General features: G+C 50.9%; 19 protein-coding genes and 1 pseudogene. 6 read left to right on the top strand and 14 right to left on the bottom strand.

Annotated features, from left to right (window positions below; all coding sequences use genetic code 11):
* The 6 genes from IEV19_RS04975 to IEV19_RS04950 all read left to right on the top strand — a co-directional run bounded on the left by IEV19_RS04975 (position 1) and on the right by IEV19_RS04950 (position 4,900).
* Positions 1 to 747: a Na(+)-translocating NADH-quinone reductase subunit C gene (locus IEV19_RS04975; RefSeq protein ID WP_188369567.1), complete on the top strand. Its 747-nt coding sequence runs from the start codon at positions 1 to 3 to the stop codon at positions 745 to 747.
* A gap of 1 nt (position 748) precedes the next feature.
* Entirely contained in the window at positions 749 to 1,396 is a 648-nt protein-coding gene (locus IEV19_RS04970; RefSeq protein WP_188369566.1) for an NADH:ubiquinone reductase (Na(+)-transporting) subunit D, read from the top strand.
* Positions 1,397 to 1,417: 21 nt separating this feature from the next.
* On the top strand, positions 1,418 to 2,161 hold the full coding sequence (nqrE, locus tag IEV19_RS04965) for an NADH:ubiquinone reductase (Na(+)-transporting) subunit E (protein ID WP_188369565.1): 744 nt from the start codon (positions 1,418 to 1,420) through the stop codon (positions 2,159 to 2,161).
* 2 nt (positions 2,162 to 2,163) lie between these two features.
* A complete protein-coding gene (gene nqrF / locus IEV19_RS04960) occupies positions 2,164 to 3,471 on the top strand; it encodes an NADH:ubiquinone reductase (Na(+)-transporting) subunit F (RefSeq protein ID WP_188369564.1) in 1,308 nt (435 codons plus the stop codon).
* A gap of 63 nt (positions 3,472 to 3,534) precedes the next feature.
* Positions 3,535 to 3,891, top strand: coding sequence for a DUF8840 domain-containing protein (locus tag IEV19_RS04955; protein ID WP_188369563.1), 357 nt, complete (start codon positions 3,535 to 3,537; stop codon positions 3,889 to 3,891).
* Positions 3,869 to 4,900 carry an FAD:protein FMN transferase gene (locus tag IEV19_RS04950; RefSeq protein WP_188369562.1) on the top strand — a complete coding sequence of 344 codons (1,032 nt, stop codon included), beginning with the start codon at positions 3,869 to 3,871 and terminating at the stop codon, positions 4,898 to 4,900. Before IEV19_RS04955 ends, IEV19_RS04950 begins: the two co-directional genes overlap by 23 nt.
* Here IEV19_RS04950 and IEV19_RS04945 read toward each other — a convergent pair whose 3' ends face one another.
* The 14 genes and pseudogenes from IEV19_RS04945 to IEV19_RS04900 all read right to left on the bottom strand — a co-directional run.
* Positions 4,901 to 5,668, bottom strand: a complete 768-nt coding sequence (locus IEV19_RS04945) for a class I SAM-dependent methyltransferase (protein WP_229732548.1) — start codon at positions 5,666 to 5,668, stop codon at positions 4,901 to 4,903.
* Between the two features lie 7 nt (positions 5,669 to 5,675).
* Positions 5,676 to 6,494, bottom strand: coding sequence for a type I methionyl aminopeptidase (map, locus tag IEV19_RS04940; protein ID WP_188369560.1), 819 nt, complete (start codon positions 6,492 to 6,494; stop codon positions 5,676 to 5,678).
* 21 nt (positions 6,495 to 6,515) lie between these two features.
* Positions 6,516 to 8,033, bottom strand: a complete 1,518-nt coding sequence (gene gpmI / locus IEV19_RS04935; RefSeq protein ID WP_188369559.1) for a 2,3-bisphosphoglycerate-independent phosphoglycerate mutase — start codon at positions 8,031 to 8,033, stop codon at positions 6,516 to 6,518.
* Between the two features lie 190 nt (positions 8,034 to 8,223).
* The gene (locus IEV19_RS04930) at positions 8,224 to 8,391 is read right to left on the bottom strand and encodes a DUF6747 family protein (protein WP_188369558.1); all 168 of its coding nucleotides are present in this window, start codon (positions 8,389 to 8,391) and stop codon (positions 8,224 to 8,226) included.
* A 119-nt stretch (positions 8,392 to 8,510) separates the two neighbouring features.
* Positions 8,511 to 9,275: a M48 family metalloprotease gene (locus IEV19_RS04925; RefSeq protein WP_188369557.1), complete on the bottom strand. Its 765-nt coding sequence runs from the start codon at positions 9,273 to 9,275 to the stop codon at positions 8,511 to 8,513.
* Positions 9,276 to 9,299: 24 nt separating this feature from the next.
* On the bottom strand, positions 9,300 to 9,974 hold the full coding sequence (locus tag IEV19_RS04920) for a M15 family metallopeptidase (protein WP_188370737.1): 675 nt from the start codon (positions 9,972 to 9,974) through the stop codon (positions 9,300 to 9,302).
* A gap of 343 nt (positions 9,975 to 10,317) precedes the next feature.
* On the bottom strand, positions 10,318 to 11,475 hold the full coding sequence (locus IEV19_RS04915; RefSeq protein WP_188369556.1) for a T9SS type B sorting domain-containing protein: 1,158 nt from the start codon (positions 11,473 to 11,475) through the stop codon (positions 10,318 to 10,320).
* 13 nt (positions 11,476 to 11,488) lie between these two features.
* A complete protein-coding gene (locus tag IEV19_RS13835; protein WP_229732488.1) occupies positions 11,489 to 11,929 on the bottom strand; it encodes a hypothetical protein in 441 nt (146 codons plus the stop codon).
* A 26-nt stretch (positions 11,930 to 11,955) separates the two neighbouring features.
* On the bottom strand, positions 11,956 to 12,726 hold the full coding sequence (locus IEV19_RS13830) for a hypothetical protein (RefSeq protein WP_229732487.1): 771 nt from the start codon (positions 12,724 to 12,726) through the stop codon (positions 11,956 to 11,958).
* On the bottom strand, positions 12,727 to 13,707 hold the full coding sequence (locus IEV19_RS13825) for a hypothetical protein (RefSeq protein ID WP_229732486.1): 981 nt from the start codon (positions 13,705 to 13,707) through the stop codon (positions 12,727 to 12,729).
* Between the two features lie 24 nt (positions 13,708 to 13,731).
* On the bottom strand, positions 13,732 to 14,631 hold the full coding sequence (locus IEV19_RS13820) for a hypothetical protein (protein WP_229732485.1): 900 nt from the start codon (positions 14,629 to 14,631) through the stop codon (positions 13,732 to 13,734).
* A pseudogene (locus tag IEV19_RS13930) lies at positions 14,597 to 14,800 on the bottom strand (phage tail-like protein); the annotation flags it as partial. The gene IEV19_RS13820 and the pseudogene IEV19_RS13930, both read right to left, overlap by 35 nt.
* A gap of 161 nt (positions 14,801 to 14,961) precedes the next feature.
* Positions 14,962 to 16,107, bottom strand: coding sequence for a T9SS type B sorting domain-containing protein (locus IEV19_RS04905; protein WP_188369555.1), 1,146 nt, complete (start codon positions 16,105 to 16,107; stop codon positions 14,962 to 14,964).
* Positions 16,108 to 16,810 (bottom strand): hypothetical protein (locus tag IEV19_RS04900; protein ID WP_194419540.1); only part of this gene is annotated, 703 nt, incomplete at its 5' end.

Raw genomic sequence — 16,810 nt, 5'->3', positions numbered from 1 at the left:
ATGAATAAAGAAAATAATATTTATACAGTTCTTTTTGCCTGTTTGATGGTGGTCGTAGTGGGAAGTATACTCGCTTACCTCGCTTCGGCTTTAAGTGGGAAAATCAAAGAGAACGAACGCTTTGAAAAGCAGCAGAATATTCTCTACGCCATGGGTGTCAATGAGAATGAAGGCGAAGGAAGCGTGAATTTCGTCCCTACCGATGTAGTGGAAGAAGAATTCTCCACCTATATCACGGAGCAGCTGATCATAGAAGGAGATCAGATCACCAAGGATGACCAGGCGTATATGATCGACCTTAAAAAGGAGTTGGATAAGCTCAAAGACGGGGCAACCCCAAAATTGCCGGTATTTATCGGAAATAAGGACGGGCAGACCTATTACATCGTACCCATGTACGGAAAAGGGCTGTGGGATGCTATCTGGGGCTTTATGGCACTGGATAAAAATATGGTCGTACAGGGGGTCTATTTTGATCACAAGGCCGAAACCCCTGGTCTGGGAGCCAATATCAAGCAGCGCTATTTTATGGACGACTTTACCGGAGAGAGTATCCTCAACGGATCGAATTATACCGGGATCAAAGTGGTAAAGGGGAATAACGACCCTGTCAATGAGATCAAGGACGATAATGAGGTGGATGCCCTGGCAGGAGCTACCATCACAGGGAACGGAGTTTCGGCAATGATCGCCAAGACCGTGAACTTGTACAAAGACTATTTTGAAACCTTAAGAAACCAAGGATAACATGGCTATACTTTCAAAAAAAGATTCCAAACTGATCTTAGATCCGCTGGCAGACAACAACCCGATCACCATTCAGGTTTTGGGAATTTGTTCTGCCCTGGCGATCACCGCAGAGCTCAAGGCTTCTATAGTAATGGCCTTGTCCGTACTTTTTGTATTGGGCCTTGGTAATGTTGTGATCTCCCTGATGCGGAATATCATACCTTCAAAGATCCGGATCATCGTGCAGCTGGTCGTAGTGGCTACCCTTGTGATCATCGTAGACCAGGTCCTCAAGGCATTTGCTTATGAGTTGAGCAAGACGCTGGCAGTATTCGTCGGGCTGATCATCACCAACTGTATTATCATGGGTCGCTTTGAAGCTTTTGCGCTGGGTAATGGAGTATGGCGTTCCTTCCTTGACGGGATCGGAAATGCTGCAGGGTACGGAGTCATCCTGATCATCGTCGGATTTTTCCGTGAGCTCCTGGGCTCAGGGACCTTATTGGGCTTTCCTGTACTGGGAAATCCTATAGAAAAGACGGGCTTATACGCCATAGGTTATGAGAACAATGGATTTATGCTCTTGTCTCCCATGGCACTGATCGTGGTCGGAATCCTGATCTGGGTACAGCGATCTCGCAACCCCGCTTTGATTGAAGAAAATTAATACACCCTATATATAGGTATTATGTTAGAACACACAGAATTATTTTTTAAGTCGATCTTCATAGACAACATGGTCTTTGCCACCTTCCTCGGAATGTGTAGCTACCTGGCGGTGTCCAAGAAGGTATCAACAGCCGTAGGTCTGGGTGCAGCAGTGATCTTTGTACTCGCAGTGACCGTTCCTCTGAACTGGTTGCTGGATCAATATTTGCTCAGGGACGGTGCCCTGTCATGGCTCGGACCGGAATATGCAGACTACAACCTGAGTTTCCTCTCGTTCATCCTGTTTATCGCTACCATTGCAACCATGGTTCAGCTGGTGGAGATCGTGGTAGAGAAATTTTCACCTGCCCTGTATAACTCCCTGGGGATCTTCCTGCCTCTCATCGCGGTAAACTGTGCCATCCTCGGAGGTTCACTGTTTATGCAGGCGCGTGAGATCCCTTCCCTGGGACTGGCCTTCAACTACGGACTGAGTTCAGGAATTGGTTGGTTCCTGGCCATTCTGGCCATCGCAGCCATACGGGAAAAGATTCGTTATTCCAATGTTCCGCCTCCACTGAGAGGACTTGGGATCACGTTTATCATAACCGGTCTCATGGCCATTGGTTTTATGAGTTTCGGGGGTATGCTGACAGGAGGTGATGAAGCTGCTCCTGTTCCTGAAGAGACCGCCGTTCAAGAGAAGACTGAAGAAGAAAAAATGAATTTGGAAGAGGATGCGGAACAAAATGTCGTGTCCTATAACGCTATAGAAAAAGAATAAGCATGATTTTAGCTACAAGTACGCTTGGTACCATACTGATCACGGTAATCGCCTTTATGATCCTGCTGCTTTTACTGGTAGCATTGTTGCTCTTTACCAAGGAAAAGTTATCGCCCTCAGGCCCCGTGACCATCACTATTAACGGGGAGAAACAGATTCAGGTAGCATCCGGGAGTTCACTCCTTTCTACCCTTGGGAACCAGAAGATCTTCCTCCCCTCTGCATGCGGAGGTGGGGGTACATGTATTCAGTGCGAATGCCATGTGCTCTCAGGTGGGGGAGAGGCCCTGCCCACGGAAACTCCTCATTTCTCCAAGAAAGAGCTCAATGAGGGAGCCAGGCTTGCCTGCCAGGTAAAGGTGAAGCAAGACATGAATATCACCATTCCCGAAGAGGTATTCGGGATCAAGAAATGGGAGGGAACCGTCGTGAGAAATTACAATGTGGCCTCTTTCATCAAGGAGTTTGTCGTCGAGATACCGGAGGATATGAACTACAAAGCAGGGGGTTACATCCAGATCGAGATCCCGCCCTGTGAGGTTAAATATTCCGATATCGATATCACGGCTCACCCTGAAGAGCACGAAACTCCAGATAAATTCAAGACCGAGTGGGACAAGTTCAACCTCTGGCCCCTTGTGATGAAGAATAACGAAGTGGTGGAAAGGGCTTATTCCATGGCCTCTTATCCGGCTGAAGGAAGAGAGATCATGCTCAATGTCCGTATTGCGACCCCCCCATGGGACAGGTCAAAGAACGGATGGATGGACGTGAATCCAGGAATTGCCTCTTCCTATATCTTTTCCAAGAAGAAAGGAGATAAGGTTACGATTTCAGGTCCTTACGGTGAATTCTTTATCAACGAATCCGATGCTGAAATGCTCTATGTGGGCGGGGGTGCCGGGATGGCCCCGATGAGGTCGCACCTGTATCACCTCTTCAAGACCCTGAAGACCAACAGGAAGGTCACCTACTGGTACGGAGGTCGTTCCAAGAGGGAACTGTTCTACATAGACCACTTTAAGAAACTGGAGAAGGAATTCCCGAACTTCAAATTCTACATGGCGCTTTCGGAGCCTCTGGAAGAGGACAACTGGAAGGTAAAAGAAGACCTCGACAGTCCGGGAGACGGGTTCGTCGGCTTCATTCACAATTGTGTGATCGACAATTATCTCAGCAAACATGAGACGCCGGAGGATATTGAACTCTATTTCTGTGGCCCGCCCCTGATGAACAAGGCGGTGCAGAAAATGGGTGAAGATTTTGGGATCCCGGACGAGAATATCCGATTCGACGATTTCGGCGGATAACAAATCAGTAAATAAACTAGAAAAACCGATATTCCAGAGTATCGGTTTTTTTATCCCTTAAAAATGAAGGAACTCACGGAACAAGAATTGCATAACCTCGCGATGAATATCGTCGGGAAAGAGCTCGAGGCGGATGGATTCGAATTCATGGGTGTCAACAGCAAATTAAAAAAGAACCCCCAGTTCGTCTGTTTGAAGAACAAGGAGCTCCATTTTATCGTGGTAAGGAATATTCCTTTTCCGGAAGATCCCGCCAAGTACGATGAAGTCCTGATGGCTAAGGTAAAGGAGCACGCCCTTAAGTTCGAAGCCAAGACCTATTACGCCGGGGTCGGAATCTCAAATGCCGCAGACCGGAACAAACCGGTCCTGCTCAACCAAGAATACCTGGTACACTATGAAGGCCTGGTCGAAATTTAAGCTCGTTACATCAGGAGTAGTTTTCCTGCTGGCCGTACTCCTCACCTCCTGTGGGACGAAGGGAGAACTGAAGAGGAATACAGCCCTTGGAGAAGCCCTGGGGACCACCTATTCCATCATCTACCTTACGCAGGATTCGCTGGATCTGCAACAGGAAATAGATTCTGTGTTCCGGGTGGTCAACCGGTCAATGTCTACCTATATACCCGAATCGGATATCTCCAGGATCAACCGCGGGGATACCAGCGTGGTGGTGGATGACATGTTCAGAGAGGTACTTTACCTAAGCCGGGAGGTTTATGAAGCAACCGAGGGGTATTTTGACCCTACCGTGGGTATCCTGGTCAATGCGTGGGGCTTCGGTCCGGGTGCGGCCGGACTCACCGACAGTTCGCACATCGCAGAACTCAAGAATTATGTGGGGTTAGACAAGATCAGCCTGACCGAGGACAACCGTATTCGGAAAGCTTTTCCGGAGATGCAGCTCGATTTCAATGCGATTGCCAAAGGATATGCCATAGACAGGCTGGCCATGATGCTAGACCAGCATGGCATTGAGAATTACCTGGTGGAAGTAGGAGGGGAGATCGTGGTCAGGGGTACCAATAAGATCAAAGAGCAACGCTGGGTAGTGGGTATCGATGACCCCCAGGTGGAAGTTGGTCGGAGACTCAAGACGACCCTCTTTCTGGAGAATGAAGCCCTGGCTTCCTCCGGGAACTATCGGAAATTTCGCATAGATTCTATCACCGGGGAGAAATACGTGCACACCATCGACCCAAAAACAGGATATACGAAAAACTCCAATGTATTATCAGCTAGTGTTATAGGGCCCTCCTGCGCCATTGCCGATGCCTTTGCTACCGCTTTTATGACCATGGACCTGACTTCTTCCATGGCATATCTCGAAGAGGATAAGACCCTGGAAGCATATATCATCTACCTGGATGAAAATGGGCAGGTCAGGGAATTCTTTACGCCCGGTTTCAGGGAGCGTATCAGGGAGTGATCATGGCTTTTTCACCAGAGGGACTACTTCCTCTCTGGCAAGTCTGAATCGCTCGGCATCTGCCGCCGGGAGTTGTGCGGCATAGGGGACAGGCTCCACACGGAAACCTACTGCCTCCAGTTTTTTAAAATAATCCCGTCCGTAGATACGGACATGGTCGTACTGGCCAAAAATCTCAGCCCTTTTCTTTCGGTCTGTAATACTCGGATCCTCAAAGGTGGTTTCGCGACCCAGGTCCTGTGGAATCTGGAATATACCCCAGCCACCTCTTTTCATGACCCTGAAGAGTTCTGACATGGCCTTTTTATCATCCGGGATATGCTCCAGGACGTGATTGCACAGGATGACATCAAAACTCTCATCAGCAAAAGGAAGATCGCAGATGTCTGCTTTCACATCGGCAAGGGGGGAATCGAGGTCGGTAGTGGTGTAATCTATGTTCTTCAACTTCCTGAAACGCTTGTAAAATGCCTGCTCAGGAGCGAAGTGAAGTACCTTGTACCCCTTGTTGAAAAAATCGGTTTCACGGACCAGGAATAGCCATAACAGCCTGTGTCTTTCGAGGGACAGGGTAGAGGGGGAGAGGACATTATCCCTTGGTCTTTCGTATCCGTATGGGAGGAATTTCCTGAAACTTTTCCCGTCTATAGGATCCGTGTATTTTTTCCCTCTGAGCCATAAGGACAAAAGAGGACTTACCACATAGCTCAAACGAATAAGAACAGGGCGGGGAAATAATTTCAGGATAAAAGTAAAGAGCTTTTTCACCCCGGTTCTAGCCTTGAAGTTTTGCTGCCCTGTAGGGTTCCTCTTCTTCGCTTTGGATACCAAGGGCGTCATAGATATACTGGAACGTAGACAGGAGTTCGGGTCTTCCGTTGACCAGGGCCACGTCGTGCTCAAAATGTGCACTGGGTTTTCCATCGGCGGTGAGGATGGTCCACCCGTCACTCAGCTGTTTGATCCTGCGTGTTCCCATGTTGACCATAGGCTCTATAGCGATCACCATACCTTCCACGAATTTCTTTCCCCTTCCGCGTTTTCCGTAATTGGGGATTTCGGGTGCCTCGTGCAGCTTCCTGCCCAGGCCGTGTCCGACCAGTTCCCGGACGATCCCGTAACCCTGGGCTTCGCAGTGTTGCTGTATGGCAAAGGCGACATCTCCGACCCGGTTGCCCATCCTGAATTGTTCGATGCCTTTGTAGAGGGATTCCTTGGTCACCCGGAGCAATTTCTTTGTTTCGGCATCCACCTCACCCACTTCGAAGGTGTAGGCGTGGTCTCCGTAAAATCCATTTTTAAGGGAACCGCAATCCACGGACAGGATATCCCCGTCTTTGAGGGGCTCATTATTGGGAATGCCGTGCACTACCTGAGCATTGGGACTGAGATTAAGGGTATTGGGGAAGTCATACATCCCCAGGAATCCAGGTTCTGCTCCGTGGTCCCGGATAAATTCCTCGGCCAGTTTGTCGAGGTACAGACCTGTAACTCCGGGTTTGATCTCTCCGGCGAGCATCCCCAATGTCCTGGATACGATCAGCGCACTCTCGCGCATCAATTCAATTTCTTCGGCTGTCTTTACCTGGATCATATGTATAGGTCCCTGAGTAAGTTAAACGAGTGATTTTTGTGTCATGGCTTCGGGCTGATCTATGCCCATCATATGCAGGATAGTCGGAGCGATATCTCCCAGTACGCCATCCTTTACAGATTTGATATCCTCGTCCACCACAATCAGGGGAACCGGGTTGGTGGTATGTGCTGTATTGGGGCTTCCATCTGGGTTGATCATGGTATCGCAATTACCGTGATCGGCGATAATCAGGGAACTGTAACCATGTTTGAGTCCCGTGGTTACGACAGCTTCGGCACAGGTGTCTACGGTCTCCACCGCTTTAATGGCGGCTTCCATGATTCCGGTATGGCCCACCATATCGGGATTGGCAAAATTCAGGCATACAAAATCAGCTTCCTCCTTTTTCAATTCGGCAACAATAGCATCCCTTACGTCGTAGGCGCTCATTTCGGGTTGAAGGTCATAGGTGGCCACTTTGGGCGAAGGGCACATGATGCGTTTTTCCCCTTCAAAAGGTTCCTCTCTTCCTCCGTTAAAAAAGAAGGTTACATGAGGATATTTCTCGGTTTCTGCTATGCGGATCTGCTTCTTTCCGGCTCTGGCCAGGACCTCTCCCAGGGTATCCTGCAGGTTCTCTTTATCGTAGACTACCTTGATATTCTTAAAGGTGTCGTCGTAATTCGTCATGGTGACATAGTACAGGGCTAGGGTCTTCATCTCTTGCTCTGGATGGTCTTTTTGGGAGAGGACTTCGGTGAGTTCCCTTCCTCGGTCCGTCCTGAAATTGAAGAATATGACCACGTCATTTTCCTGTATGGTGGCGAGAGGGTTGCCATCCTCTCCGGTGACCGAAATGGGTTTGAGAAACTCATCGGTTACACCTTCGTCATAACTCTTTTGGATAGTCGCAGCCACATCGCCGGTTTTTTCACCTTTTCCGTGTACAACCAGATCGTAGGCCAGTTTGATACGTTCCCATCGCTTGTCCCGGTCCATGGCGTAATAACGCCCTATGACACTGGCCAACCTGGCCTTTTTATCCCCGCAAAACCTATTCAGGTCTTCGAGAAAGCCCTTGCCGCTTTTAGGATCCACATCCCTTCCATCCGTGAAGGCGTGAACAAAAACCTTATCTAGGTCGAACTCCTCCGCCGCTGCTATCAATCCTTTGAGATGATCGATGTGGCTGTGTACACCCCCGTCACTAACGAGTCCAAGCAGATGCACGTTTTTTCCATTCGCCCGTGCGTAGGTGAATGCATCTCTGATCACGGGCTCGTCCTTTATGGTGTTTTCCTGTACGGCTTTGTTGATCTTTGCCAGATCCTGGTATACGATCCTGCCAGCGCCCAAATTCATATGACCCACTTCGCTGTTTCCCATCTGACCTTCAGGTAAACCCACGTTCATCCCGTCTGTAAGGAGGTTGCTGTTGGGATACTTTTTGTAGAGCGAACTCATAAAAGGAGTATTCGCCTGTTCAACGGCAGAGACCTTAGGATCGGGCGACTTTCCCCATCCATCGAGGATCATCAGAATAACTTTCTTGTGCATTTCTCCGGTTATGATTGAAATCAATCCACAAAAATAGCACGATTATGCGGGGAATGCCACTTTCAAGACTGCTTTTTCTGGAATTGACCCCGGAGATCAAAAAGTGTGGAAAGAAGAATAAAGCAAAAGTCACCCCGGATTTGCCCGGGGTAACTGTTCACTGTTCCCTTTGTGTTCTCGTAAAAGGGTCCTAAAATTCGAAACCTGTAAAAGCCCTGTAGAAGAATGCGTAAAATGCCATTAAGAGCATGATCGCGCAAAAAGCGGAATAGACTTTCAGCAGAAAGACCAGGTATTCCGGTTTACAATCGTCAAAGGCCTGCAGGTACAGATTTTTAAAATGTGTTAGTGTTCCCATATAGTCTTAGTGTTCTTAAAGCTATAAGGGTTAAATCGGGGGCATCAAATGACTTGGGAGAAAATCAAAGATAGAAAAAAAAGGATAGGAACCTAATTTGGATGGATGAATTACCGGAATCATCCACCGCGGTACTTCTGGATCGATTCACGAATCCTTGCGATCCTGTTGTCGGGGTCAGGATGTGTGCTCTGAAATTCGGGAACCCTGTTGGGCCCCGCTGCGGCTTTTAGGATCTTCATCACTTCGATCATCTGATCGGGCGGATAGCCCGACCGGATCATGAACAGTACACCCAAGTCATCGCTTTCCAGTTCATCGCCCCTGCCGTTTTTCAGAAGTGTATTTTGGCCGATCGCACCTACAATATTCCCGGCATCAGCCCCTACCTGAGCGCCCATACTGATGGTCTGCCAATAGCTGCTTTCGGCTATTCGCTCAGCCGAGTGCCTCCCGATAACATGACCGATCTCATGCCCCAGGACCCCGGCCAGTTGCGCCTCGTTGAGTTTCGAGAAAAGGGCATAGGTAATAAAGATCTGCCCTCCGGGCAGGGCAAAGGCATTAACAGTATTTTCATCCGCAAGCAAATGAAATTCGTATTCATAGGGAGTTTCCCGTGCAATGCTGTTCCTCACGAGTTTATTGCCGATGGCGTCTATGTAGGCCTGCATGCGATTGTCCGGGTAGAGTCCGCCGTATTGCTGTGCAATCTGTGGGGTGCTTTGCAAACCAATGGCGATCTCCTGGTCTGCGGTCATGTTGATATGCTGTACCCTGCCTGTATAGGGATTTTTTTCCTTGTTGCTGCAGCGTTGTACCATAGCAAAGGCGACGATGGCAAGGCCGATAAAGATCCGTAGTTTCCAGTTTGCTCGTCTCATTGATGATCGGTTACCGGGTAATAATTACAGGAGGGTCTGGTTGATGTCGAGAATGTTGTCCCGAATATAGGTTTTGATAAAACCTGTGGTCAGGAATTCACTTCCCAGGAAATCTTCTTCTACCAATAGCTGTAAAATATTCTTTTTCCTGAATACCTCCAGCATAGGCACTGAGAGGGGAGCATAGCTGTAATGCCACGGTTCGTATTTAAACCCCCTCCTTTTGGGTTCTGCGGTATACACGATGTAGAATCCGTATTCGCTGGCATGTTCGTCCATCCAGTTTTTCAGGTCTGCGAAAGGCCCGCCTTCTTCAAATTTAGAAGGCACCAGCACGTCACCCTCTGCCGGTTTATTGCCGTCTATGATGTCTATATCTGTACCCCAGTGATGCCTGCTGGTTCCCGGGATGGTAGAATACTCTATGATCTTGTCTATGGCCTCCAGGGGCTCCATACCCTCATCCTCCGTGTATTGCAGATACTTACGCTCATAAATGGCCAGCTGCCGGTCAAAACTGCGATAACTCGACACGATCTTGATATCGATACCGTCCTGGTAGGCGGCTTTTTTCATTTTGAGAAAGGCGTCATAGGCTTCCTTCCTGAGGTTGATGTCCTTGCCGTAGAGCTCAATATCAGCCTTGCCCATCAGCTCATCAATAGAGAATCGATCATCCTGGTAGGCGGCTTTTTTCATTTTGAGAAAGGCGTCATAGGCTTCCTTCCTGAGGTTGATGTCCTTGCCGTAGAGTTCAATATCAGCCTTGCCCATAAGCTCATCAATAGAGAATGGATCATCCTGGGCTCTTACTTCATTCGGGATAACAATAATCAATAAAAGGCAAAACGATAATAAACGGAGTACATGTAGTGTTTTCATAGAATGAGGTCACAATTAAGGCAGAAATTCGTTTCGGCCTATTCTCAGATAGCTAAAATTAATACAAATTCAACAGTTCTGATCGGATATTGGGATACAATCCGTAAAGGCCTTGAAATATTGATATGTGAAAACCGAATTAAAGGGAAAAACCGGAACCCTAGTTTGATATATACAGGTATCCCTGGTGTTTCTGTCTGAGGTCGTGCATGGTCAGGATATAGAAATAGATCCCGGAGGCCAGGCCTTTACCTCTCTCAATCACGGATTCCCTGTTGGATCTTCCGGTGAAATCATTTTGGTAATTCGCCTTGGAATACACCAGCACCCCATACCTGTCGAAGATCTCGAGGAGGTTATTAGGCGACTGGGAAATGCCTTCCAGTTCGAGCATATCGTTGGTCCCGTCTCCGTTTGGGGTCATGAAGTAATTGTCAAGTTCTATGGTATCATAAGTCTCCAGGCGGTCATCATTTCCTCCCAGGGTCAGAATTTCGTAGTCACTGGGCAGGAAGACCTCCGAGGTGACGGACCCATAGGCCATTCCCCCTTCTACGGCAGAATTACCCAGGTTTACCCATTGATTCTCCGATTTGCTCCATCCCACGACTTTGAGATCACTCAAATATTCGCCCAGGGACCTTACGTCGCTGTACATATCCCAGGTAAGTGTCACTTTCGAAGGGACGTCGCTTTCCAACCTCCAGAATTCCTTATCGCTCACTGAAATGTAGTCCGTAGCCTTCTTTCCGGTCTGAAAGGACTGGTTCAGAGTTTTAGAATCATTAGGGTCCTCAAAAAAATAAGCACATTTTGCCATGGCATTCACAGCTACGGATTCTATCAACAAGGGTCTTAACCGGTCCTCATTGCCCACCGGGAAAACAAAGGATTCCTTATTGGTCACGGCCCCGTATCCATTGATCTTGGAAACACTGCTTTCCCCTATATAAAAGGCATCATCCATGAAATTGGAGTAAACCGCAGTACCCGACTTTACTGTCCGTATATCTCCGGTGACCAGATTCACGTTATTGTGAACATCTATAGGGATCTGAAGGATCAATCCGCCCGGAACATCCACTTCGGCATCGTGTAGGACGGGGGTATACGCTCCTGAGACGGTGAGGGGATCCTCATTGCCGTAGAAACCGACCAGTCCTGTAATCTGATCGAAACTACCGTCATTGACAAGGTCGAGATGAAACCCCACCTCTGCATTGTTGTGTATCTGGATCACACCAAAATTATGAACAGCATCCTGGGCCTGAAGCCCGGCAATGAAAAAGAGTAACCCTATGAGGAACCTGTGCTTCATTTCGATGTTTGCTTTACAGTACACTGATCAACTGCCAGTTGGTACCATCACTTTGCAGCCACAATGTCCTTTCTTTGTCAATCTTGTTCTCCGGATCACCTTTTTTATCACGGTAACTGATATTGGTAGCATTGTCACCGCTGGCCGTGTTTTTGAGCACGTAGATGCGACCCGGACATGTATTGGCTGCTGGCAGGGAGATCGTCAGGTCCCTAGCCGTCATGATCAGGGTAAAATCGTCAATACCCAGGCTTGTATTGACTGCGGTGGAACGAATAGGTGAGGAGAACGAACCGGCTACTCCCAGTCGGGAAGTAGGGGTTGTCGTACCGACCCCAACCCTGCCATTGGTAAAGCCTAGATTCTGGTTGTTCATATTGTAAGTGCGGGTTTCCGCATCCTGAGTCAAATTATCCGTGGCCAGGTTGGTGTCGATCAGAGGGGTCAGTGTCACAGTATTTCCGCCAGGCCCTGAAATAGTCAGATTGGTACCCGAAAGGGATAATGTCTGAATTTCGTTAGTAGGACTCGAATCCGCGTCATTGACATTGAGGGTAATGGTATTTCCACCACTGATACTGATATTACCCGGATTATTGTTCGTGGACAGGGTCTGATCGTCGGTCGCGGGATCTCCGGCAGGTCCTTGCGGTCCTGCTGGTCCGGCTGGCCCTTGCGGTCCCATCGGTCCTGGGTCACCTTGAATTCCTTGTGGTCCTTGCGGTCCCGGATCTCCCTGTGGTCCCTGAGCGCCATCGGCACCATCAGCCCCGGCAGGCCCTTGCGGTCCGGCTGGTCCAACCGGTCCTTGAGGTCCCGGATCCCCTTGTATTCCTTGCGGCCCTTGCGGCCCCGGATCTCCCTGAGGTCCTTGTGCCCCGTCTGCTCCGGCAGGTCCTTGCGGTCCGACTGGTCCAATCGGTCCCTGAGCACCATCGGCTCCGTCAGCTCCGGCAGGTCCTTGCGGTCCGGTAGGTCCTTGCGGTCCGACTGGTCCAATCGGTCCCTGTGGTCCCGGATCTCCCTGGGGTCCCTGAGCACCATCGGCTCCGTCAGCTCCGGCAGGACCCTGAGGTCCAACAGGCCCTTGCGGCCCTTGCGGTCCCGGATCACCCTGTGGTCCTTGAGCGCCATCGGCACCGTCAGCTCCGGCAGGCCCTTGTGGTCCGGCGGGTCCAACAGGTCCTTGCGGTCCCGGATCTCCTTGTATTCCTTGCGGACCTTGCGGTCCCGGATCACCCTGAGCGCCATCTACACCATCAGTTCCTGCAGGCCCTTGCGGTCCGGCTGGTCCGACAGGTCCAGCGGGCCCTTGTGGCCCCGGATCTCCTTGTATTCCTTGCGGCCCTTGCGGCCCCGGATCACCCTGTGGTCCTTGTGCGCCATCGGCACCGTCAGCCCCGGCAGGTCCTTGCGGTCCTGCTGGTCCAACCGGCCCTTGCGGCCCTTGAGGTCCCGGATCACCCTGTATTCCTTGTGGCCCTTGCGGTCCCGGATCTCCCTGTGGTCCTTGTGGACCCGGATCACCCTGGGGTCCCTGAGCGCCATCGGCACCGTCAGCTCCTGCAGGTCCCTGCGGTCCTGCGGGTCCAACTGGTCCCTGCGGCCCTGGATCCCCTTGTATTCCCTGTGGTCCTTGCGGCCCCGGATCTCCCTGGGGTCCCTGAGCTCCATCGGCTCCATCAGCTCCTGCGGGTCCTTGTGGTCCGGCAGGTCCAACAGGTCCTTGTGGTCCAGGATCACCCTGTGGTCCCTGAGCGCCATCGGCTCCGTCAGCCCCTGCAGGCCCTTGCGGTCCGGCAGGTCCCATCGGCCCCGGATCTCCTTGTATTCCTTGCGGACCTTGCGGCCCGGGATCACCTTGTGGTCCCTGAGCGCCATCAGCTCCGTCTGCTCCGGCAGGTCCTTGTGGTCCGACTGGTCCAACAGGTCCAGCGGGTCCCTGTGGTCCAGGATCACCCTGTATTCCTTGCGGACCTTGCGGTCCGGGATCACCCTGGGGTCCTTGAGCGCCATCAGCACCGTCAGCTCCTGCAGGTCCTTGTGGTCCGGCAGGTCCCACAGGCCCTTGCGGCCCCGGATCACCCTGGGGTCCCTGAGCACCATCTGCTCCGTCAGCTCCTGCAGGCCCTTGTGGTCCGGCAGGTCCAACCGGTCCTTGTGGCCCAGGATCTCCTTGTATTCCTTGTGGCCCAGGATCTCCCTGAGGTCCCTGTGCCCCGTCTGCGCCATCAGCTCCGGCAGGTCCTTGAGGTCCTACGGGTCCAATCGGTCCCTGCGGCCCTGGATCACCCTGAGGTCCCTGAGCACCGTCTGCGCCATCAGCTCCGGCAGGCCCTTGTGGTCCGGCGGGTCCAACAGGTCCTTGCGGTCCGGGGTCACCCTGTGGTCCCTGAGCACCATCGGCTCCATCAGCTCCGGCGGGTCCTTGCGGTCCGGCAGGTCCAACCGGTCCTTGAGGTCCCGGATCACCCTGTATTCCTTGTGGCCCTTGTGGTCCCGGATCTCCCTGGGGTCCTTGTGCGCCATCGGCTCCATCAGCCCCGGCAGGACCTTGCGGTCCGGCAGGTCCAATCGGTCCCTGTGGCCCCGGATCACCCTGTATTCCTTGTGGCCCTTGCGGTCCAGGATCTCCCTGTGGTCCTTGCGGTCCGGGATCTCCCTGTGGTCCTTGCGGTCCCGGATCTCCCTGGGGTCCCTGTGCGCCGTCTGCACCATCAGCTCCTGCAGGTCCAGCGGGTCCTTGTGGTCCCGGATCTCCCTGGGGTCCTTGTGCGCCATCGGCTCCATCAGCCCCTGCAGGTCCTTGCGGTCCGGCTGGTCCAACTGGTCCTTGTGGCCCGGGATCTCCCTGTGGTCCTTGCGGTCCCGGATCACCCTGAGGTCCCTGAGTACCATCAGCTCCTGCAGGTCCAGCGGGTCCTTGTGGACCCGGATCTCCCTGTAGCCCCTGAGGTCCGGTAAGGTCTGAAGAAGTAAAGGAAGTCCCGTCAGAATAGTTGATCGTAAAGGTGCCATTCCCGTTATCGGCAAAAGTGAATGTTCCCCTGTTGGTGGTTCCATTGCAGAGGTCGACCCACTGGGCTCCCGTATAGTAGAAAACACAGTCGTCTTCCGTATTGTAAACCAGGGCTCCCCTGAGGGGCTTGATCGCATGCATCTGAGCTGTGTTGACCCGGGTGAGTACAAAAGCTTTGGTAGTACTCTCCAGCTCTATAATGGAAGCTGAATTGATCTGGTTAGGGTTCTGGCCGATCTTTACCTGGGCGGAGAGGGTAAGGCCGCAAAGTAGGATCAGGAAAAAAAGTAATTGTTTTGGGTTCATCTTAAAAAAATTGCGCAAATTTTTAAGCGAAGTAAAAATAACGTCAATCCCCTGCTGGTCGGAATTATTGTTGTGTATGGGTAAAAAGCTGTGGTGTAGGGGGTATTCGATGAAAATCACCGATAAATAAAGCGTTTCAGCGGGTAGGAATAGCCTTACAATCAGCGTTCCAGGAAGAGAAATCCCTGGAAATTCAGGCCGAGATCGTCCATGGAAATGATGTAGAAATAGAGCCCTTCCGGCAGACCGATATTCCGGTTTAGGACCAGGTTGTCCACATTGGAAATTCCGGTGAATTCGTTCTGGTAATTATCCATCTGGAACACTTTCAATCCCCGGCGGTCATAGATCTCCAGACGGTTGTTGGGGGACAACTCCAGTTCGGGGATCTCCAGGAAATCGTTAATGCCATCTCCATTGGGGGAAACGTAGTAATTATCGAGCGTAAGCAGTTCTTCGGCCACGGCCAGGCTTCCAAAGGTGATGATCTCGAAATCGTCCGGCACAAAGGGTCCGGAAGTAACAAAACCAGCCGTCAGATCCCCTCCAATCGCTGTATTGCCCAGGGGTAGCCACTGGCCCGCAGCCTTGTTCCACCCCATTACTACTATGTTCCCGACCTCTTCAGCTATAAATGTTAAATTACTCCTGGCATTCCAACTTAGTGTCACTGTGGAAGTTACAGTACCTTCCAGACGCCAGAACTCAAAGGTGCTCACAGCTTCTATGGTCCGGGGTTTGATCTGCGTATTAAAGGGAGAAAAGGTGGACGGAAAATTCGGGTCTTCGAAGAAATAGGCGCATCGGGCAAAGGCGTTTTCCCCTTCCGAATTCAGGATCAGGGGCCGGACGAACTGGCTGTCTCCCACCGGAAAAGTAAAGTTCTGCTGCCCGCTCAGCGTGGCATATCCATCTACCTTAGACACATCACTCTCGCCCACATAGAAGGCATCCCTTAAAAATTCATAGAACAATTGGGGTTGTGCCCTGTTAGTCAGGAAATTCCCGGATATAAAGTTGGTATTGTTGCGCACCCCTACACTGGTACTTAGAACCACCCCACCGTCTGCCGCGATCTCTACGTCGAAAAATACCGGGTTCAGGGCGCCAGATACCTCCAGGGTTCCCGGGCCGTAAAACCCCACCAGACCCAGGTTGTCGTCAAAGATCCCGTTGTTGATCAGGTCGGTATGAAAGCCCAGCTGCCCCTGGTCGTGTATTCGCAGGTTCCCGCTGTTATAGAGGGCGGGTTGAGTGTAGCCTATGAGGCTGAAAAGATATGCTATTAAAAGAAAAACTGGCCTCATCTAAAAATCAATAACCGTAAAGTAAAACTGTGCATCAAGATTAGTTATATCATCAGGTTCCTTAATTTGTACGGTAAAGTCCGTAGTTTGTTGCCCGATAACTTGTATTGAAGCACCTGATAAAGTCGCTCTTAAGGTAAGTTGGACTACATAATCTGTTGAACTTGCTACAGTTGTAAAATTAACTCTATAATTGCCAGTACTTATCTTGGTTATAGATGCAATGTTAAATCCATTTCTAATTGCTCCTGGATCTCCGTCTGGGAGCAAGCCATTGATAAATCCCAAAGAATGAAATACTGCAGTGGGGCCGGAAGCTACTACTTCGTCTATTGCATCCTGAACAGTGATAGCAGTTAGTCCCGAGGTGATATTGTCATAACTTACTTCTGCAGCGGTCTGATCATCTGTACCGGGATTATCCAGGGAGGAGAGATCCACAGTTGTGGAGGCTCCGTTCTGAATGTCGATCTGCAGGATATTGGCTCCGCTCAAACTGGCTCCTGTGAGGTCCTGTGCATCTGTATTGTCGAGATATCCACTAAGGTCTACAGGTGTGGCATCTCCCGTAAGGGACAGGGTATTGGCCGCCAGGCTGAGGTCTTGTATTTCGTTGTTGGGATCTGCATCAGCATCATCCACGTTCAGGGTGATGGTATTTCCCCCTGAGATCGAGAGGTTCCCTGCTGCTCCTGTTGTTGCT

The sequence above is a fragment of the Muriicola marianensis genome, from assembly GCF_014638095.1.
Classification (GTDB): Bacteria; Bacteroidota; Bacteroidia; order Flavobacteriales; family Flavobacteriaceae; genus Muriicola; species Muriicola marianensis.
The sequence above is the reverse complement of the archived record's forward strand: the minus strand, read 5'-3'. Positions and strand labels throughout refer to the sequence as shown.